This window comes from Clostridium sp. CM037, from assembly GCF_055081095.1.
In genome coordinates, this window is the sequence record NZ_CM143650.1 from 473011 (window position 1) to 494678 (window position 21668).

A 21668-nucleotide genomic window follows, 5' to 3' on the forward strand; every position below is an offset into this window, starting at 1 on the left:
ATCATTTGCAACAAGCAACAATAATATAACAGCACTACAGGTGAAGGGTTAAGGAGTGAAAAAATATTGAGAAAAATTATTAATGCCATACTTTTAACATGTATGATAGGTACATTAGTTGGGTGTTCAAATGCTACAAGCAGTAAGCAAAGTGACCAGTCAAAACTACAAGTGGTAGTGTCTTTTAATCCATTAAAGGGATTTGTGCAGGCTATTGGGAAAGATAAAGTAGAAGTGAGAACAATTGTACCGGAAGGTTCTGAACCACATGAATTTGAACCGAAAATAAAGGATATGGAAAACATAAGTAAAGCTAGTTTGTTCGTTTATACGGGATTTGGAATGGAATCCTGGGTAGATAAAACTTTAACGGCTATAGATAATAAAAATTTAGTTGTAGTTGATTCATCTATCGGGGTAAATCCAATAAAAAACGAGGGGGAAAAAATTAAGGAGTATGGTCAATATGATCCACATATATGGCTGAGTCTAAGAGAAGCAAAAATCCAAACTAAAAACATAAAAGAAGCATTAGTTAAGGCTGATCCCAAAAATAAAGATTTTTATGAGAAAAACTTTCAAGAATACTCAGGTGAACTTGATAAGCTTTATGACGAATATAAAGTAAAATTTGATGCGGTAACAAATAAGAATTTTGTTACAAGTCATGCTGCTTTTGGGTATTTGTGCAGAGATTTTGGCTTAAAGCAAAATAGTGTAGAAGGTGTATTTGCAGGAGGTGAGCCTACCCCTCAAAAATTAAAGGAGATAATAGATTTTTCCAAGAAAAATAAAATAAAAGTTATTTTTATGGAAGAACTTGCAAGTGCAAGAGTATCTGAAACCCTTGCAAAAGATTCAGGGGCTAAGGTGCAAAAAATATACACAATAGAAAGTAATGAAGGAAATAAAACATATATAGAGAGCATGAAAGAAAATCTATCCAATATATATAATAGCTTAAAATAATAATTAACCCCATCTTAGATTAATTAAGGTGGGGTTAATTAATTTTAATTTTTTTAATGTTATTAGCAGATAATCTTATATACTATCCGCTGTCTATAGTCTATTGTTTGTTCCTATTGTATAATTAAACTAACAAGAATTTAATATATAATTACAAAATTCACTGTTTTAAAAGTAACACCTTTTATTGTAGAAGTTATGAAGAAAAGCTCTAGTAAAAGGTCAGGCATAGAAAAGCTTGCAGAGAAATTAGAAATAAAGCCACATGAAATTATATGCATAGGGGCTTTAGGGAATGATAAACAAATGATTGAGTATGCAGGACTTGGAGTGGCAATGGGGAATGCCTTTGCGGAAATTAAAGAAATCGCTGATTATGTGACTTTGACAAATGAGGAGAATGGTGTTGCTCATGTAATAAACAAGTTTATACTAAATAACTGATCAGTTCTATCTTGGGATAGACAAGTTCTATCAAAAATAATATGAGCTACATTATGTATACATTATATATAGTAAGGTGGAGATACTATGTTTGCAGAGGAAATTGTACAAAATATAAACGTAGAGCAGATATAAAATGAAAGCGGGGTATAAATCTATGAAAAAAATAAACTTTGCGATAATAGGATATGGTTGTATAGCAAAAACTCACTTATTAGCAGTTTACGACGCTAACGTAAGGTTTTCACTCCCTTATGAGTTAAATTTAACACATATTGTAACTAGAAAGCCTACAAATATACCCATAAGTTGTGTGAGAAATGTTACGGACATTGAAGAGGTCCTTAAGGATGAACAAGTTCATTTTATAGATATATGTACCCCGAATGATTCACATTTTGATATTGTAAAAAAAGCAGCTGCGTATGGAAAAGCTATTTACTGTGAAAAGCCTCTAGCAACGAATATTTCTGATGCTATGGAAATGGAGAGACTTGTTAAGAAAAATAATATAATAAATTCTGTAGCCTTAGTTTATAGATTGCCCGCTCTCTCACTATTAAAAAGAGAACTTGAAAAAGAGACCATAGGGAAGATTATAGATTTTAAAGTTAGAACTTATCATGACAGTTATTTAAATGAAAAGAAAAAGGGCACTTGGAGAACTGGGAAAAATTCTGGCGGAGGAGCACTACTGGATTTAGGTGTTCATTTAATTGACATGATACAATTTACTATGGGAGATATAGAAGAAGTAGAAGCGAAGACTAGGATTTATTTTAAGGAAAGAGCAGAGGTTGATGAAATTGCAAATTGTGATTTTACATTAAAAGATGGAACTTTCGGAAGTCTAGAGGTTTCAAGAGTATTTACTGAAAGAGAACAAACAGATGATTTCATAGTTTATGGTAGCAAAGGTAGTATAAAAATTAATTTTAATAATCCTTATGAAATTGAAATATATAGATATGAAAGTAGCTCAACAGAAATTAAAAATGTAGCATCAGGAGATAGTCTATTAAAATATTATGCTGACAAAAGGAACTCCCTAGGATTTTTCCAAAATTGTCATACAGCTTCACTTATAAATTTTGCTAATAAAATTTATAATAATTGCGAAGGTGGCATTGATGGCGATTTCTCAGATGCATTAAAATGCCAGAGAATAATTGATAAGGTGTATGGGAGATAGGCATTAAATCACTATAAACAAAACGGGATACTTAAAAAGCATAACATTTAATACCGCGCTACGTAGAAAAAAAACTGTTTTTGTGATATATTTATTAGCATATAGGTAAAACTTACAAGGTATGCGAGGCATACGAGGTATGCGAAGCATACAAGATATGATTAGCATAAAGTATGCTAGATTAAAAGGAAGGTGTCAAATATGGAAAATAAAACGACTTCATCAAATTTTATAAGAAATATTGTTAAGGAAGATATAGAAAGCGGAAAACACAAAAAAATAATTACTCGTTTTCCACCAGAGCCAAACGGATATTTGCATATTGGGCATGCAAAGTCAATTATTTTAAATTTTGAATTAGTAGATGAATTTAAAGGTAAGACAAACTTACGTTTTGATGATACTAACCCAGCAAAAGAAGATAAAGAGTACGTTAAATCTATAGAAGAAGATGTAAAATGGCTTGGATTCAAGTGGGATGATTTATTTTTTGCATCAAACTATTTTGATGAAATGTATAAACGTGCTGTATTATTAATAAAAAAGAATATGGCTTATGTGTGCGATCTTACAGCTGAGGAAATGAAAGAGTACAGAGGTACTTTAAGAGAGCCAGGTAAAGAAAGTCCATACAAAAATAGAGCTGTGGAAGAGAACCTAGATCTATTTGACCGTATGAGAAAAGGTGAATTCGTTGATGGATCCAAGGTTCTAAGAGCTAAAATTAATATGAGTTCTCCTAATATAAACATGAGAGATCCAATAATTTATCGTATATCTCATGCGGTGCATCATAATACAGGAGATAAATGGTGTATTTATCCTATGTATGATTATGCGCATCCAATAGAAGATGCAATTGAGGGTATTACACATTCAATTTGTACTTTAGAATTTGAAGATCATCGTCCATTATATGATTGGGTAGTAAATCAATGCGAAATGGAAAGTAAGCCAAGACAAATAGAGTTCGCAAGATTAAATATAACAAATACAGTAATGAGTAAAAGAAATCTTAAGCAATTAGTAGACGAAGGAATTGTAGATGCTTGGGATGACCCACGTATGCCAACTATAGCAGGACTAAGGCGTCGTGGCTACACACCAGAAGCTATACGCAATTTTTGCAGAGAAATTGGCGTTGCAAAAGGTAACAGCACTGTAGATGGACAAATGCTAGAGCACTTTATAAGAGAAGATTTAAGTCCAAAGGCGCTTAGAACTATGGCAGTTTTAAGACCATTAAAAGTAGTTATTACAAATTACCCAGAAGCTCAAGTGGAAATGCTTGAAATTGAGAATAATCAAGAAAATCCAGAAATGGGAACTCGCCAAGTCTCATTCTCAAGAGAAATATATATAGAACGAGAAGATTTCATGGAAAATCCACCTAAGAAATACTTTAGATTGTTCATAGGTAACGAAGTAAGGCTTAAGGGAGCATACTTTATAAAATGTAATGAAATGATTAAAGATGCTGACGGAAATATATGTGAAATTCATTGTACTTATGACCCAGAAACTAAGAGTGGTAGTGGATTTACAGGGAGAAAAGTTAAAGGAACAATTCACTTTGTAGATGTAGTAAATGCAGTGCCTGCAGAATTTAGGTTATATGAGCCTTTAATTTTAGATGAGAAGCAAGAAGAAGGAAAAACTTTCATAGATCAAATAAATCCGGATTCTATAGAAATATTACAAGGGTTTATAGAACCAAATATGAAGAATTCAAAACCACAAGATAAATTTCAATTCTTCAGACATGGATATTTTAATGTAGATTCTAGATACACAACCGATGATAAAATAGTGTTTAACAGAATAGCATCTTTAAAAAGTTCATTTAAAATTAATAAATAAAAGTTAATAAAAAAAGCAAGTACAAGATTTTATCCTGTACTTGCTTTTTTTAATTATAATAGCTTAGTTTCTATTTCTTCTTTAATTCTTGAAATAAATGAGTCTAAAGAAGTTGCACCTTCATCACCATTTTTGCGGCTTCTAACAGAGACTTCATTTAGTTCTGCCTCTTTTTCACCAACTATTAATAGGAAAGGGGCTCTTTCATTACGAGCTTCACGAATCTTGTAGCCAATTTTTTCTGCTCTAAAGTCTGCAGAGGATCTGATTCTTGATTCCTTAAGCTTTGCAACTACCTTTTCTGCATAATCATGATATTTTTCAGAAATAGGTAATACCTTAACTTGTAGTGGTGCAAGCCAAGTTGGGAAGGCACCAGCATATTTTTCTATAAGCATTGCAAGTGTTCGCTCATAGCAACCAATAGAAGTTCTATGGATAACATATGGACGCTTTTTAACTCCATCTTTATCAATATAAGTCATGTCAAATCTATCTGGCAGTGCGAAGTCAATTTGCACTGTAATTATAGTATCTTCTTTACCATGAACATTTTTGAATTGAAGGTCAAGCTTAGGACCGTAGAAAGCAGCTTCACCAATAGCTGTTTTATAATTTATTCCTAAGTGATCTAGTATATCTTTCATCTTCGATTCAGTTTCCGCCCAAGCCTCAGGGTTGTTAATATACTTATCTTTATTTTTTGGATCCCATTTAGAGAATCTGTAAGTAATATCATTTTCGATTCCAAGTGTTTTCATTACATAGTTAATTAAATTTATAACATCTTTAAATTCTTCTTCTAATTGTTCAGGGGTAACAACTAAATGACCCTCTGAAATAGTGAACTGACGTACTCTCATAAGACCATGCATTTCACCGGAAGATTCATTTCTAAATAAAGTTGAAGTCTCCCCATATCTAATTGGAAGGTCACGATAACTCTTTTGATCTGCATTATAAATTGTAAATTGGAATGGGCATGTCATTGGGCGAAGTGCCATGACTTCCTCATTTTTAGATTCATCACCAAGGACAAACATTCCATCTTTATAATGATCCCAGTGACCAGACATTTTATATAAATCGCTCTTAGCCATAAGAGGAGTCTTAGTTAAAACATAACCTCTTTTTTCTTCCTCATCTTCAACAAAACGTTGTAATAATTGGATTACCCTTGCGCCATTAGGCATAAGTAGAGGCAAACCTTGACCTATAACATCTGATGTTGTAAAGAATTTTAGTTCACGGCCAAGCTTGTTATGGTCTCTTTTTTTAGCATCTTCCATCTTCTCTATATGAGCATCTAAATCGGATTTTTTAGTGAAGGCAGTTCCGTATATACGGCTAAGCATTTTGTTTTTCTCGTTACCTCTCCAGTAAGCTCCTGCAACTTGAGTAAGTTTAAATGCCTTTACATACTTTGTAGACATTAAATGTGGTCCCGCACAAAGATCTGTAAATTCGCCATGTTTGTAGAATGATAATTTTGCGTCAACTGGTAGGTCTTCAATTAATTGAACTTTGAAATTTTCATCTCTTTCTTCCATAAAAGCAATAGCTTCATCTCTTTCAAGCTCGAATCTTTCTATTGGAAGATCTTCTTTAACAATCTTTTTCATTTCTACTTCGATTTGTTTAATTTCATCTGCTGAGAAAGAATCTTGTTTATCAAAATCATAGTAGAAACCCCCATCTATAGCAGGTCCGATGGCAAGTTTTGTACTAGGGAACAATCTCTTTACTGCTTGAGCTAAAATATGAGTAGCACTATGCCTAAAGGCTTTTTTACCTTCTTCGCTATCAAAAGTTAATATACTAACATCGCAGTCCTTAGTGATTTTATAACGTAAATCTACGATTTCATCATTAACCATTCCAGCACAAGCAACTCGTGCAAGGCCCTCACTAATATCTTTCGCAATTTCAATTACAGTCATTTCAGATTCATAAGTTTTAATTGAACCATCTTTTAATTTAATGTTTATCATATGTATTGCTCCTTTCTTTTATCTTATAGGGTTAAGTCATATTTGAGAAATAACACTAGCATAAATATTATGCACAATTCTTTAAACCTATATTTTTATAAAACAAAAAAAACCCGTCCCAATTCTAATTATAGAATTGGGACGAGATTATAATTTCCCGCGGTTCCACCCAAATTGTTTATAAAATAAACCACTTAATAATTATAACGGAATTACCGGACTTTATTGAAGTCACTCAGAGGCAGTCTTCAGCCAATTTCATTTAAGAATACTTCCAGCTAAGGTATCCTTTCTCTGTAAATGTGCCATGGCTTACTTTTCTCTTCGTAGAATTAAATTATTATATTTATATTAATTATAGCACTTGCACTAAAGATGTCAAGGTAGCAAATAAAGTTATTTAGGCGTTTTCAACGAAATAAATAGTAGGTAAGATTTTCTATTTTACTACTTTAAATTGTGGTGGATAAGTATTTTCAGAGAGTACATCAAAGATGAAACCTTGATTTTTAAGACCCTCGATAATTTCAGGTAAGGCTTCAACTGTTGTGGTTTTTGGATTTAAATCATGCATTAATATAATGGCGTGTTTAGTCCGACTAGATTGAGTTAAAACTGATTCTATAATCTTATGTTTGTGCTGACAAAAAGCGGAAGCATCACTAGAATCAACATTCCAATCAAAGTATTTATAACCATCCTTATTCATTTCACTAATTACAGAGTTCATTATTTCCATGCCACCGTAACTGTGACTAATAGTATTATTAGAACCACCAGGATATCTTAAAATATGACTAGGCTTTTTACCTGTAATTTCAGTAAGGAACGAATCTAATTTTTTTACGTCTTTTTTAAAATTATCTGGCGATGCATAAATACTATTATAATCATGACTGTAAGTGTGATTAGCTAAAGTGTGCCCATCGTCAGAAATTTGTTTATACAAAAATCTTGATTCAGGGTGACCATTTACAAAAAAAGTAGCCTTAATACTATATTTTTTTAGGACTTTTAAAATTTGTAAAGTGTTGCTAGATACCCCATCATCGAAGGTTAAATAAGCTATTTTAGTATTATCTAATTTAGATTTATATAAGACTTCATCCTTTTTGATAGTACTTTCGAGAATCTTATTTTGTGATTTTAACTTCTTATTGTCCTCATGAATCTGAGCTATTTGATGCGACAATAAACTATGTTGATGTTCACTTGAAACAACGGTTACTTGGCTAACTGCTACTCCTAAAAATGAAGTAATACATAAAGTAAAAATAGAAATTTTTACTATTAGGAATTTTAATGAGTGCTTTTTTTCTATGATTGAAATTCTCATAGTAATACCTTCCTTTTTTATATTCATGTACATATATTATCTATATCAATTTGTAATAGGTTTAACGACATTTCAGAAGGAAGTCTCCAACTTCTATAAGTGGGAGTTACACCCCCCGAACAAACAGAGAACTTCAGTGGAAGTATAAAGCTCCTTCTGAAGTCGTTAATACTTCAGCTCCGAAGGAGATGATTTAAACCTATTAACTTTTTCTGAAACGCTAGAAGCTGTTTCAATCAATTGATAATTTGTCTTTGTTAAAGTCTGATTTTCACCTTTTAGAGAATCAAATTCGATTCTTAAAGATTCAATTTTGAGTTTATTAGCATTTATTTTACTGTTATTAAAGAAATAAAAAAATATTGAATTTAAAAATAGGGCACTAACAAGCATTATGGAAATAATATTTTTCTTTTTCATTCTTACTCTCCTTCCTTGTAAAACTTACCAATCGACAATATTATACACTGCAATGTGTTATAACTCAACTTCTGCATTAATAAATAATGGATTTTTTTAATAAATAAGGTAATGTTTTTGAAGACAAAGTTGGGGACGGTTAACAATTATTAATATAATTGTTAACCGTTTTGTCAGGTTTCACGAGAAGTTTATTTTATGTAATGTTTCCCAATTGCATAAAAATGGACAATTTTCATAACAAATACATAAAACTGTGGTATATTTCTTAGGAAGTTATAAATTCTAAACAAATGAAGGGGATGTACTAATGAAGATTGCATTAAGAAATCTTGCAGTTATGATGATATTAATTTTTAATTCAAACGTAACTGTATTAGCTGTTGGACCAAATGCAGAGGTGCAGAAGAATGACTCATTATCTAAAATTGAAGGACAAAGAGAAAAAATCGAAATGAAAATAGAAGAATTTGATAATGAAATTCAACAAAACATGGCTAAAACAGAAGAGAATAAAGATAAAATATCTAAAACTGAAAAGGCAATTGAAAGTGCCGCAGTGGAGATTAATCAGTTTGAAAAAGAGGCTGAAAAAGAACAGAAGGTATTTAATAGTAGGATGAGGACCATGTACATAAACGGGTTTAATGGGTATGCGAGCATAATACTTGATTCAGAGAGTTTCGGTGATTTTGTATCAAGAGTAGAAAATATAAAAACCGTTATAGAATATGATAAAAAAGTAATGGATGAGTTTGAAGATACCAGAAAAGAATTAAATGAAAAACAGCAAAATTTAAACAAAACAAAGAAGGTATTATTGAGTTTACAAGTAGAAAATAAGCAGAAGTTAAATAAGATGATTGCAACTAAAGAATCACAAAACAAATTACTGGCTGAGCGAAATATCAAGGAAAAACTTCTTCCAGTAGGGACAAGCAATCCACAAATATTAGCAACTAAAAACATAACAAAAGCAAATGAAGCATCACCTAAATTTACACCTTCAAGAGGCGCAGTTACTCCATCAAGTAATGCTGTAATAGCCTATGCTTCTAACTTTCTTGGCACACCATATTTATGGGGCGGTTCATCGCCAGCGGGATTTGATTGCTCAGGATTTACGCAATATGTATATGCACATTTTGGAGTATCTATAGGAAGGACAACCTTTGATCAGATAAAGAATGGCGTACAAGTGTCTAGAAATAGCCTTCAATCTGGAGATTTGGTGCTGTTTGGAAGCGTTGGTAATCCCCATCATGTAGGTATATATGTAGGGAATAATACATATATACATGCTCCTAGTACAGGAGATGTGGTTAAAGTTTCAGCTATGACAAGATCAGATTTTATATCAGCTAGACGAGTGAAATAGAAAGTACATAATTAAAAATAGTAAAGCATAAAATTTCTCCTTTGTGACGTGCAAACGAAAGAGAATTTTATGTTTACCATACAACATAGTGGGGACGGTTAACAATTATTAGTTATAATTGTTAACCGTTTTTGAAGTTTTACGAGGAGTTTATTTTCACAAGATAATTCCAAATTGATAATCTTCATAACAACTACATAAGTTTTTGATAAATTTCTTCTATGATGATAATTTACTGATTATCATATTACAAATCTTAGTATCCATGATTACTAATAGCTCTTTATTAACCTTTGAATAGGATGGATATTGAATTTATGGTATTTTTAAAGATATTTTATTTGGATATCTTTATATTAGGATGAGTTTCGGTTATCATAGTAATAACAGCATTAGACAATTGATTTTTCTTGCAGAATTTCACTTTCATATTATAATTCCTTTATATATCGATTATGCTAAACCTTAGGGGAATATAATAATGATCGGAATTTAATTGAAACAAGTAGGGACGGTTAACAACCTTTTAGCTTTTATAATATAAAAATGTGTAACTATCAACTATTAGGATTAAAGAAGGGGTAATTAAACATGGATAATATATTGATTATTGAAGATGAAGAAAAGGTTTCAGAAATATTAAAAGCATATCTTGAAAAAGAAGGCTATAGAGTACATTGCACCACAAAGGGACTGGAAGGCATAAAACTTTTCGAAAAAATTGAATTCAGATTAGTTATTTTGGATCTAATGCTACCGGACATATCTGGCGAAGAGGTGTGCGGTGTGCTAAGAAAAATTTCTGAAGTGCATATATTTATGCTTACGGCAAAGGGTACATTAGAAGATAGAATACAAGGATTAAACCTTGGAGCAGATGAGTATCTTGTTAAGCCTTTCAGCCCGCGAGAACTAACAGCAAGAGTAAATGCTTTATTTAGAAGGATTAATGTAAATAAGTTTGAAACAAAAGTTTATAATAATGGAGATTTAGAAATTAATTATGACAAAAGAATAATTAAGGTACGCGGGACAGAAATAGCTCTTACACCAAATGAATTTGACATAGTGCATATTCTTTCATCTAACAGGGGAAAAGTATTCACAAGAGAGCAGCTTATTGAGAGAATAATGGGAATAGATTTTCAAGGTTTTGATAGAACAATAGATGTACACATTAAAAATATACGTAAAAAAATAGAAGAAGACAGTAGAAATCCTAAATATGTAATAACCGTAACTAGAATTGGTTATAAATTTGGTGGTGATTAATTTATGAGAATCATAAACTTTATGCGAAGTATAAAATTTACGCAAAGCATAAGAAAAAGGTTAAGTATTATTTTGGTATGCACCTCTATATTAGCACTTTTTTTATCTACACTTTTAGTGAATATAACAATATCAAGAACCTTCAACAGGTACTTAGTCGAAATACAAAATAAGAGGGATATTAGAATAGTAAAATATTTAGAAGAAGTATATAAAAGAAATGGTAAGTGGTCAGAAACTTCAGGAATAGAAATTATGCATGAAGCCTATATGAGTAGATACTGCCTTACTCTTAAGGATGAAAATAAAAAAGCCGTTTGGGGAATGAACGCTAATGACATAGTTAACAATACTAATATCACTATGCACGTCAAAAATGAAGGGGTTTATACTACAAGTACCTTTGAAATAAAATCTAAGGACAAGATTGTAGGATACATAGAAATAGGGCAATACGCACCAGTTCTATTATCCAAAGAAGATGTGGATTTTAAACTCTCAATAAATAAGAGTATTATTTTAAGTGTCGTACTTTCAATTTTAATAACAATATTAATTAGTCTTTTTATTTCGAAGCAATTCTCTACTCCGCTTAGGCAAGTTTCAAAGATTTCAGTCAATCTTTCAAATGGAAACTATAATGCAAGGGCAAATGATAAGAGTAGCATTTTAGAACTTGAAGATTTAAGAAATAGCATAAATACACTTGGAGAAAAGCTTCAGCATCAGGATGTCCTTAGAAAGAGGTTAATATCAGATATATCTCATGAAGTCAGAACGCCTCTTAATATTTTACAAAATAATTTTGAAGCTATGATTGATGGTATTTTCCCCGTAGATAATGAAAGATTGACTTATCTTAATGAAGAAGTTATTAGATTTGGAAAGCTTATAGACAACTTAAATGCATTAAAAGAGGTTGAAGGAGAAGAAATAGCATTAAACACGGAGAAAATTTCTTTGAAAGATATCCTTTCTTCAGTTGTAAAAGAATTTGAATTAATAACAGAAAATAAGAATATTAACATGACCTTAGAGTTAAACACAAGTAAACAATGTAACATTTTAGGAGACAGAGATAAAATAAAACAGGTAATTATTAACTTGCTTTCAAATGCAGTTAAATTTACTCCCAAGCAGGGGAAAATTGATATTGCTTTAAAAGAAGCTGATGAAAAAGTAATATTAAAAATAGAAGATACCGGCATTGGTATTAAGGAAGAAGACTTACCTTATATATTCGAAAGGCTCTATAGGGGAGATAAAAGTAGACATGAAATGGAAGGCTCAGGGATAGGTCTCACTATTGTACGAAATATATTAACCATTCATAAAGCAAATATAGAAGTGAAAAGTAAAGAAGGCGCGGGTTGCGTTGTAACTGTAAAATTTAATGGGGCTTTGTGATTAACCTCAAGAAAATAAAAAGTGGGGACGGATAACAAACAATTAAACAAATGGTGAAATAGATAGGGACGGTTAACGAGTAATGAAAAGATGCATGTTTAAAAAAACATGTATTTTTTCATTGCTCAGCATATTTAAGAGAACTTGTTTCAATAATTTTATCTTATACATTAATAGAAGATCATATTTATGTATGCTTGTCCAAGTATATTTGATTAAAATAACCATATTTTATTCTCTAAAAAATTTTCGTTTATTACAAATGGCTAAGCATAGGATTTAATAAAATCACCTATAATATTTTCGTATTTTTCGTCTGTTCCAATTAATTCTATACCGATAGTGCTTAATTTTGATACTCTAGCCTGCGTAATGTTCCCAAGTGTGTTAGATATATCACAGGATTTAAAGTTGCAGAGGCTTCTCATTAGAACAACTGTTAACGCTTTTGCTTTTACAAGTTTTCTGCTGTACTTCATATAAAGATGAACCTTTGATACGTTTAGTTTTGACGCTATAAATTCGGCTATATCCTCTGGTTTAAAGTTTCTTATAAGTATTTTCCTATCACTTTTATACTCTGTTTTTTCATCTTCAAATTCAAAATTAATTTCTTCTTTCAGCTTTTCTTCGTTGTCTCTAAAAACAAGGTTATAGTAATTTTTCCTTGCACTTTTAAGGCTATTTCCAAAAAGACTCATAATAAATCCATAATCAATTAATTTAAAAGAATCACGTCTTTTCCCTAAGAATATTGCTAGACTAGAAAATGCATATTTTTCAGGACAATCCTTATATTCCACTATGGCTGTAGGATTATTGTGTGTATATAGCGATAAGGTCTTTAAATACCTTTCATTAGCAACTATTATACTCTTAAACCTATCTCTAAAAAGATGACCTTCCCTTTTATGTTTTTTATTAAAATACATTGCATAAGAAAAATTTATTCCATGCATTACTTTTGATATGTCTGATCCGTTAGCATCAATTATTAAATGTAAATGGTTATTCATTAGGCAGTACCCATAAAGTTTAAAATCATATAGGATCTTATATTTTTTTATAAGGGATAAATACTTTTTCTTATCATCAGAATCCTTGAATAAATCTACCTCAGTGATACTTTTGCACATAATATGATATATAGATTGTTCACTTTTTAATCTAAAAGTTGTTGACATAAAAAATCGTCCTTTCTCATAAGCTTTTCTTAAAATTATTGCCTATGGGTCAGGATGATATTCATATTCTAAAGTCAATAGTTTAAATAGTTGTTAACCGTCCCCGGTGTTGGGAACTTTTCTTTTTTTATTTTAAGTGACGATTTTAGCTTTAAACACATAATATAAAGCAAAGGCACATTAAAATAAATAACAAATCACTATACGAGTATTCTTACCTAGTCTATTTTTCGTTATCTTTGACTTGTTTTTTATTCTTGTGGGTCATAAGACAATATCAAGGTAGGTGAAAAAATGGAAACCTTAATAGTAAAACTAACAGAAATTGCAGTAGGGAAAAAAGTGCAAGTGGTAGAATTGCTCTCGGAAGGTTTATCAAGACAACGAATGCTGGATTTAGGGATAGTGCCAAACACCACTATCCACGTACTTAGGCAGAGTCCTTTTGGAGATCCAACGGCATATCTTATAAGAGATACTTGTATTGCACTGAGAGAAGAGGAAGCTCAAAATATTATAGTAAGAGACATAGAATTGTAGCTATTAGAATGCAATGACTGTTAAATGTCATCTCAGGGCTAAATAGTTATAAATATAAATATTAATGGAGAAAGGAGAAAAAATGGGGCTAACTTACAGTTCTAGTAATAAGCAGGGATTAAAGGATCTTTTTAATGTAGAGAAATTAAAAGAAGAAGATTATGTAATTGCACTTGCAGGAAACCCAAACACAGGAAAGAGTACGGTATTCAATGCACTGACTGGACTTCATCAGCATACAGGAAATTGGCCGGGCAAAACCGTTGTAAACTCCCAAGGGAAATTTACTCATAAAGGCACAGACTTTACTATTGTGGATTTGCCAGGCACTTATTCTCTTCTTGCAAGTTCTGTCGAAGAAATAGTAGCTAGAGACTTCATTTGCTTTGGGAAGCCAGACGTAACAGTGGTTGTTTTAGATGCCACGTGTATTGAGAGAAATTTAAACTTGCTTTTGCAGGTGATTGAGATTACTGATAAAGTAATAGCTTGTGTAAATATGATGGATGAGGCTAAAAGTAAAAACATAAGTGTAAATATAGAAGCTTTATCAAAGGAATTAGGTATACCGGTGGTGCCAACTACTGCAAGAAGTAATATAGGCATGAATATTTTAAAAGATACCATATATGATTTATGCACTAATAAAATTCATACCTGTCCCGTACAAATTCAATATCCTAAAAGTATTACGCAGCAGCAGCAACAGCTCACCCCAATGATTATCTCGATTTTTAAGGACAAAATTAATGCTAAATGGCTTGCATTAAGACTTTTAGATGGAGATGAATCGCTTTTAAATTCTATAAGCAAATTTTTAGGTTATGACTTAAGAAGTAATTAATAGGGAGGTGTAATTGTTGAATCTAAAGGAAGACGCAAATATTAAGGCGATTCTAAAAAAATCAAAACTTTTTAGAACACAAAACAATGAAAACATAAGAGACACCATTGTAGAAACTATTTATAAAACGGCGGAGGATATAACAAGAAAAACTGTTATAAAAGACACTGAAAGGTTATTGTCTCAGCAAAAAATTGATGACATAGTTACCTCTAAAAAAACGGGTATCCCAATAATGATACTACTGCTAGCAGTGATATTTTGGCTTACAATTCAGGGAGCAAATTATCCTTCACAGTTTTTGTCAAAATTCTTGTTTTGGATAGAAGCAAAGATCGGTTTATTCTTTATCTATATACAAGTTCCCCTTTGGCTAAATAACCTTTTAGTACTAGGAGTATACCGAACTTTCGCCTGGGTAGTAGCCGTAATGCTTCCACCTATGGCAATATTCTTTCCTATATTTACATTACTTGAAGATGCTGGATATCTGACTAGAATATGCTTTAATTTAGACCATTCTTTTAAAAAAGCTTGCTGTCATGGAAAACAAGCACTAACTATGTGTATGGGGTTTGGTTGCAATGCTGCCGGGGTAATAGCCTGCAGAATAATTGAGTCACCAAGGGAGAGGCTTATAGCCATTGTCACCAACAATTTTGTACCCTGTAATGGTAGATTCCCAACTCTTATAGCTCTATCAATGGTGTTTGTAGGAGTGAGTATAACGCCTGCTAGTAGGTCTGTTATAGCTGCACTGATGGTAGTACTTTTAGTGCTTATAGGTATAGGAATTACATTACTAACATCCTATACATTATCAAAAACAATACTAAAAGGTATGCCCTCAAGCTTTACATTAGAGATGCCACCCTATAGAAAGCCTCAACTCGGAAGGGTATTATATACATCTATAATTGATAGGACCATGTTTGTGTTAGGAAGAGCTATAATGGTAGCTGTGCCCGCTGGTGCTATAACCTATATTCTTGGCAATGTCATGATTGGAGATATAAGTATACTAGCCCATGCAGCAAATTTTCTAAATCCCTTTGCGAATGCCATAGGTTTAGATGGCTTTATTTTGATAGCTTTTATTTTAGGATTTCCAGCAAATGAAATCGTGCTACCTATTCTTTTAATGGCATACTTATCTAAAGGATCCATGCTTCAATTTGAAAGTATAGATCAGCTTAGGGAGATTTTGTTAAACAATGGGTGGACATACTTAACACTAATAAACACAATGTTATTTTCACTTTTGCACTTTCCGTGCGCCACAACAGTGTGGACTATAAAAAAAGAAACCGGAAGTATAAAATGGACAATATTATCTGTATTAATGCCCACAGCCATTGCTATAATCATATGCTTTTGTACCACCAAAATTTATAGAATTTTCATGTAGTCAAAACAAAACCTTAAAACAAAACCTTAGGGACAGTTAACAACTTTGAACTTTAGTCTGGTCAAAACCTTAGGGACAGTTAATAACTAATTGAACTATAGCCTGGTCAAAACCAGAGGGACAGTTAACAACTAATTGAACATTAAACTGTCCCTCACAAGTATATATGAAAAAAATAAAGACTTTTGTTTTAACAAATCTTGCGAATTTGCTAAAACAAAAGTCTTGTTCCAAGTAAATCTTGCACCAAACCGGGCGTAAGCCAGTATGTCGATTTGATGTATAAGGCAAAGCCTTACGAACTACTCCCTTTTATTTTAAAGTAAAGATTATATTGATAAATCACTAAAAGGATACCGTTAATGACTTCAGAAGGATAAATAATTAATTAATGGTTATTAACTATTGTTGAAATAATAATAAGCACAATTGGATCCAAGGAGGAATTCATTCTGAAGTGCCATTAAGGTATCCTAATATATTATATGTGCAAAAGGATAAGTTGTTACAGATATTTATACTATATGTAAAGTTTATCCTAAAAATTGTTATTAGCTGTTTAAAATGAATAGGAAGTAATGTATAATGTTATCAAATGGTAATTATTTGGAAGGTGGGAGTTAAAATGACTTATATAAAAAAATATGAAGAATGGTTAAATAATAAATATTTTGATGAAAAGACTCGAGAAGAATTAAGGGCAATATCAAAAGACAATAATGAAATTCAAGATAGGTTTTACATGGATTTAGAGTTTGGAACTGCAGGTCTAAGAGGAAAATTAGGTGCGGGACTTAATAGAATGAATTTATACATAATTTCAAGAGCAACGCAAGGGCTTGCGGATTATATTAAAGGTTATGGACAAGCATATATGGATAGAGGTGTAGCAATAGCTTATGATTGCAGACATTTTTCTCTTGAATTTGCAGCTACAGCATCACAAGTTTTAGCAGCAAATGGAATAAAGGCTTATCTATTTGAGGAGTTAAGACCTACTCCAGAACTATCTTATGCAGTAAGAACGTTAGGTACTGCCGCAGGAATTGTTGTGACTGCTAGCCATAATCCTAAAGAATATAACGGATACAAGGTATATTGGGAAGATGGTGCCCAGATCTTATCATCTACTGCAAATGGTATAACAGAAAAAATTCAGAGCATTACAGATTTTAGTACCATAGAAATCATGGATCTTGAGGAAGCTAAGGAAAAAGGATTAATAGTAATGCTCGGGAAAGCAATGGATGATGAGTATATGGAGAAAGTAAAGGGACTAGCTTTAAGGGATAACATAGATAAAGATATAAAAATTGTTTATACACCTCTAAATGGTACTGGAAATATGCCTGTACGAAGAGTACTAAAGGAAAGAGGTTTTACTAATATAATAGTAGTACCAGAGCAAGAAAACCCAGATCCAGACTTTACAACCGTTGGATACCCAAACCCAGAGGATGTAAAAGCCTTCAAATATGCCCAGGAACTTGGTAAAAAAGAAGGGGCAGAGTTATTAATAGCTACAGATCCGGATTGCGATAGACTTGCTATAATGGTCAGAGATAAAAATGGAGAATATGTTGCCTTCGATGGTAATCAAACAGGGGCTATATTAATAAAATATGTTATAGAAGGGATGAAAGAAAAAGGCACGCTTCCTAGCAATGCGGCCATAGTAAAATCGCTAGTAACAGGGGATTTAGGCAGGCAAATAGCTAAGAAATATGGCGTGGAAACCTTCGAAGTACTTACAGGATTCAAAAATATTTGTGGTAAAATCAATGATTTTAAGAAAGATGATAGCCATGAATTTATATTTGGATACGAAGAAAGCATTGGGTATGTTGCTGGGACTTTCGTTCGTGACAAAGATGCAGTGATATCTTCCATGCTTTTATGTGAAGCTGCAGCCTACTATAAATCACAAGGGAAAACTCTAATAGATATATTAAATGAGATATACGAGGAATTTGGATATTATAGAGAAAACCTAATATCTCTAGTTCTAGAAGGCATAGAAGGACAAGAAAGAATTTCTAGAATGATGGAAGAATACAGAAAAGATAATCCAAAGACAATAGGCACTGCGAAGCTTACTAAATATATAGATTACGATATAGAAAAAGCTTATGACGTAATTAATGGTACAGAAGAATCTAGTGGAATTCCAGTATCTAATGTACTTAAATTCTACTTTGATGATGAGAGCTGGTATGCTGTAAGACCTTCAGGTACAGAACCAAAAATTAAAATATACATGTACTCAAAGGGAGAAACTTTAAAAGCTGCAGAAGAAAAATTGGTAGAAATGAAAGATATAATTATGGAAAAACTTCAAAGTACAAAATAAACATAAGAAACATATAATATATTAAAGGGATCCATGCATTGCGCTGAATGCATTCGGCTGCACTGCATGGATTCCTAAATACAACTAGATTTATCCCTAATGAATTTACAGTTATACTTGTCCCATAAAGGCTCATGATAAATTTAAAATGGAATATCAATAGTTGTATAGATGCAACAATTAATAAATTGAGAAGGGGAATTTCAGTATGAGGATATTTAATTTAGTAGTGATTATAATATCATTAATTGTTGTTGGGCTAGGTTTTAGCTTAAACTATAATGTTTTTAAAAAAATTAATGAATATAGTTTGAAATTCAAGGTGTTTTTTAGTCCTCAATTTCAGGAGAAATTAAATGAAAATTATACAAGTGCAGTTAAAATAATTGGAACAAGTGACATAGCATTAGGAGTAATGCTTATAATTTGGGTGTTTTTATTTGCAGCATTCCCTAACACTTTTAAAAATAATAATATTAGTTGTATTGTAATTGGTATTTTATCAATTATGAATCAGATTATATTAAATCTGAAACTTAAGAAGATAAAATAAACAATATTTTATATTGTTTCATAATTATTGTGGGAAAATTTATTGGCTTGTCGGAAATAGACACACCAATTTTAGTGGTTTTTAAATTTAAAGATATCTAATTTTCAAATATTACTAGGTTACGCTTGCTTAAAATTTGCATTATGATTAGTAGGTAAATAAACTATAGTTTATTATACATAATTATAATATTATGACAAAGTTGAAAGACCAGCTAGTTAAAGTCAACTATTAATTTGAAATTTATTTAGTTTAATTTTAGGCTCAACAAAAAGACCATTTCGAAACACGAATGATGGTAAAAAAAGGGAGGTGGTATAGTTAATTAGGCAGCTAGAACAGTTTTATTTTCTAAAAACATCTTTTGGTGTAATTTAGGGTCTCTAATTTGGTACTCTTGTTGATTTCTTAAAACCGCAAATAGATATTTGATAAGCTTGTGCATAACTGCTACTAAAGCTACTTTTGCCTTCTTGCCCTTTAAGTTTTCTTTGTAATATTTAAGTAAAATATGATTAGTAGCTTCTCCATTACGCTTCATCCTAATAGAAGCTAAGGCAACAGCATATAGAGCTCGTCTACCAAACCTTGTACCACGTTTGGATATTTTAACTCTATCGCCCTTAAACTTACCTGATTCATTAACAGCAGGATCAACTCCGAAGAAAGCAACAAGCTGCTTAGGCGTGATAAATCTATCAATGGCACCAATTTCGGCTAATATTGTTATTGCTGTATTATATCCAATACCTGGTATCGACATTAGTAATAATATATTTTTACGAAAAGCAGGAGACATTTGATCACTGTTTATGAACCCTTCAATCTTTGCTAAAAGCGTAGCTATTTCACCATCAATGGCCTCGTAGATAGATATAGAAGTGGTAATAGAAACTGATAACCATGGTGATGTTAAACTAACAAATTGAGCATTCTCAGCCGATTCTATGAGCTTAGTGTATTTTTTTTCAGCCCACTTAATACCCTTTCTGGAATTAATCAAAATATCTATAATATCTTGCTTTGGAGCTGAAATAACTGCCTGTGGATTAGGATACTTTTTCAATATGTTAATTGAAACTAATCCACAGGTATTAGAAAATACATTTTGATATCCATTAAAAGTTATGCACAAAGAACTACTAAGTTTCTTTTTAAATACTGACCTAGTATCAATAAGCTTATAGTAATCGCGTACTAATAGCTTTAAAGTGAGAATGTTGATGTCAGAGTCGGATGATACCTTGATATCTTCAAATTTTCCTAAACTTGCGATAGATAATGCATCATTTCTATCATTTTTCACTTTCCTAATGTCTTTATTTTTGTTACAATTAGTAACAAGAGGATTGATAACAAAGGTTTCGAAATTGTTATCCTTTAGAAAGTGGAAAAGAGTTAGATGATACACGCCTGTGGACTCCATAAAGAACACAGGCTTTGTGGAAAACTCTTCTTCTGCTTTTTTTATTTGCTCAATAAAGTATTTAAAACCCTCAGCAGTATGGAAGATTTTAAAAGGCTTCCGATATTTACTGCCGTCAGGCGCAAGGAATGCTGCAAAAGAGAATTCAGAAGCAACATCAATGCCTACTACAAGACTATTTAAGTATTTTGACATATATAACATCTCCTTTTGTAAAAGTGAGATAGAATAAAGATTCCACTTCTATCAATGAGGCTGTAACCTCGTTTGTGACACGGGTAGTTCCAAAATTGGAAACCCAACCAGCTAAAACACAGAAAACTCACTGATGGAATGATACGCTTTTTTACGAGTATTGGTAATTACTTACCGCTCAGGAGTGAAACATCTATCTTCTCTATTCAGGAGATATTATATCATTGTGGACTAACTGGTTCCTAGTATCCAATATTGGTAATTGACAGTAATCAGTAATCAGAATTGAGACAAGATTAAACAAAGTAAAATTATGAGTTGCGAATATTAGATAAGAGATTAGTGATAACATTCGTAGTTATTATGACTGATTTATTATCAATGCTTACAACTACATTATACGAGGAGTGAAATTATGAGTGATACATTTGTTTTGGGACTTATAGGAGCGGGAGTAGTATTAACTGTATCAAGTATAGTGAATACTATTAGTATGATGCGAATAGACATTGCGCAAATGAATAGAACCTTAAGTATGATTGCGGATAAAGTTGGAGTTCCGAGTAAAATAGGACTGCCGGGTGAAATGCGAGTGTCAGATGAAACAATGGCTGAATTAAAAAGCCTTATTTTAGAAGGCAAAAATATCAAAGCAATTAAAAAATATAGAATGGCTACTGGAATAGGGCTCATAGAAGGAAAAGATTATATTGATGCTCTAAGTGAAAAGGAATTAAAATAGGCGTGTAATTTGCACGTCTATTATGTTTCATAATTATTAGGAGGAAATTATTGGATTGTAATAAATAGACAAGCCAATTTTAGTATATGTTAATTCTAAGTGTGCCAAGTGACCCTAAACTTTAAATTTTAAATTTTTGAACCAACTCATTAAGTTT

At 31.8% G+C, this 21668-nt stretch carries 16 protein-coding genes, 1 pseudogene and 1 other annotated feature; of the genes and pseudogenes, 12 read left to right on the forward strand and 5 right to left on the reverse strand.

From position 1 onward, the window contains the following. Window positions 1-63 precede the first annotated feature (63 nt). From ACWJKP_RS02490 to ACWJKP_RS02505, 4 genes are all read left to right on the forward strand, one after another. Complete coding sequence (locus tag ACWJKP_RS02490) at window positions 64-969, forward strand: metal ABC transporter substrate-binding protein (RefSeq protein WP_165413844.1); 906 nt, start codon at window positions 64-66, stop codon at window positions 967-969. A gap of 150 nt (window positions 970-1119) precedes the next feature. Beyond that, a complete protein-coding gene (locus ACWJKP_RS02495) occupies window positions 1120-1413 on the forward strand; it encodes an HAD hydrolase family protein (protein WP_224579226.1) in 294 nt (97 codons plus the stop codon). A 157-nt stretch (window positions 1414-1570) separates the two neighbouring features. Continuing rightward, complete coding sequence (locus ACWJKP_RS02500) at window positions 1571-2605, forward strand: Gfo/Idh/MocA family protein (protein ID WP_165413833.1); 1035 nt, start codon at window positions 1571-1573, stop codon at window positions 2603-2605. A 201-nt stretch (window positions 2606-2806) separates the two neighbouring features. After that, entirely contained in the window at window positions 2807-4465 is a 1659-nt protein-coding gene (locus ACWJKP_RS02505; protein WP_165413832.1) for a glutamine--tRNA ligase/YqeY domain fusion protein, read from the forward strand. A gap of 53 nt (window positions 4466-4518) precedes the next feature. Here ACWJKP_RS02505 and thrS read toward each other — a convergent pair whose 3' ends face one another. From thrS to ACWJKP_RS02520, 3 genes are all read right to left on the reverse strand, one after another. Beyond that, window positions 4519-6456, reverse strand: a complete 1938-nt coding sequence (thrS, locus tag ACWJKP_RS02510; protein WP_165413831.1) for a threonine--tRNA ligase — start codon at window positions 6454-6456, stop codon at window positions 4519-4521. Window positions 6457-6590: 134 nt separating this feature from the next. Continuing rightward, window positions 6591-6793: a binding site (T-box leader), on the reverse strand. A gap of 102 nt (window positions 6794-6895) precedes the next feature. Further along, window positions 6896-7792: a polysaccharide deacetylase family protein gene (locus ACWJKP_RS02515; RefSeq protein ID WP_165413830.1), complete on the reverse strand. Its 897-nt coding sequence runs from the start codon at window positions 7790-7792 to the stop codon at window positions 6896-6898. A gap of 165 nt (window positions 7793-7957) precedes the next feature. Beyond that, the gene (locus tag ACWJKP_RS02520; RefSeq protein WP_165413829.1) at window positions 7958-8212 is read right to left on the reverse strand and encodes a hypothetical protein; all 255 of its coding nucleotides are present in this window, start codon (window positions 8210-8212) and stop codon (window positions 7958-7960) included. 310 nt (window positions 8213-8522) lie between these two features. On the opposite strand from ACWJKP_RS02520, the gene ACWJKP_RS02525 reads away from it, so the two are divergent. From ACWJKP_RS02525 to ACWJKP_RS02535, 3 genes are all read left to right on the forward strand, one after another. Then, window positions 8523-9590 (forward strand): C40 family peptidase, encoded by a 1068-nt coding sequence (locus tag ACWJKP_RS02525; protein WP_165413828.1) that lies wholly within the window; start codon window positions 8523-8525, stop codon window positions 9588-9590. Between the two features lie 591 nt (window positions 9591-10181). Next, complete coding sequence (locus ACWJKP_RS02530; RefSeq protein WP_165413827.1) at window positions 10182-10862, forward strand: response regulator transcription factor; 681 nt, start codon at window positions 10182-10184, stop codon at window positions 10860-10862. 3 nt (window positions 10863-10865) lie between these two features. Beyond that, on the forward strand, window positions 10866-12269 hold the full coding sequence (locus ACWJKP_RS02535) for a sensor histidine kinase (RefSeq protein ID WP_224579077.1): 1404 nt from the start codon (window positions 10866-10868) through the stop codon (window positions 12267-12269). A gap of 266 nt (window positions 12270-12535) precedes the next feature. On the opposite strand, the gene ACWJKP_RS02540 is transcribed toward ACWJKP_RS02535, so the two are convergent. Then, window positions 12536-13453 (reverse strand): transposase, encoded by a 918-nt coding sequence (locus tag ACWJKP_RS02540; RefSeq protein ID WP_462961390.1) that lies wholly within the window; start codon window positions 13451-13453, stop codon window positions 12536-12538. A 294-nt stretch (window positions 13454-13747) separates the two neighbouring features. On the opposite strand from ACWJKP_RS02540, the gene ACWJKP_RS02545 reads away from it, so the two are divergent. The 4 genes and pseudogenes from ACWJKP_RS02545 to ACWJKP_RS02560 all read left to right on the forward strand — a co-directional run bounded on the left by ACWJKP_RS02545 (window position 13748) and on the right by ACWJKP_RS02560 (window position 19148). Then, window positions 13748-13993 carry a FeoA family protein gene (locus tag ACWJKP_RS02545; protein WP_165413825.1) on the forward strand — a complete coding sequence of 82 codons (246 nt, stop codon included), beginning with the start codon at window positions 13748-13750 and terminating at the stop codon, window positions 13991-13993. An 82-nt stretch (window positions 13994-14075) separates the two neighbouring features. After that, window positions 14076-16245, forward strand: a pseudogene (gene feoB, locus ACWJKP_RS02550) (ferrous iron transport protein B). A 625-nt stretch (window positions 16246-16870) separates the two neighbouring features. After that, a complete protein-coding gene (locus ACWJKP_RS02555; protein ID WP_165413822.1) occupies window positions 16871-18595 on the forward strand; it encodes a phospho-sugar mutase in 1725 nt (574 codons plus the stop codon). A gap of 208 nt (window positions 18596-18803) precedes the next feature. Further along, on the forward strand, window positions 18804-19148 hold the full coding sequence (locus ACWJKP_RS02560; RefSeq protein ID WP_165413821.1) for a hypothetical protein: 345 nt from the start codon (window positions 18804-18806) through the stop codon (window positions 19146-19148). Window positions 19149-19473: 325 nt separating this feature from the next. Here the strand turns inward: ACWJKP_RS02560 and ACWJKP_RS02565 are convergent, their stop codons facing one another. Then, window positions 19474-20769: an IS110 family RNA-guided transposase gene (locus ACWJKP_RS02565; protein WP_165415057.1), complete on the reverse strand. Its 1296-nt coding sequence runs from the start codon at window positions 20767-20769 to the stop codon at window positions 19474-19476. 415 nt (window positions 20770-21184) lie between these two features. Here ACWJKP_RS02565 and ACWJKP_RS02570 point away from each other — a divergent pair, with 415 nt between their 5' ends. Next, complete coding sequence (locus tag ACWJKP_RS02570) at window positions 21185-21511, forward strand: 50S ribosomal protein L7/L12 (RefSeq protein WP_165414385.1); 327 nt, start codon at window positions 21185-21187, stop codon at window positions 21509-21511. The last annotated feature ends 157 nt before the right edge of the window (window positions 21512-21668 follow it).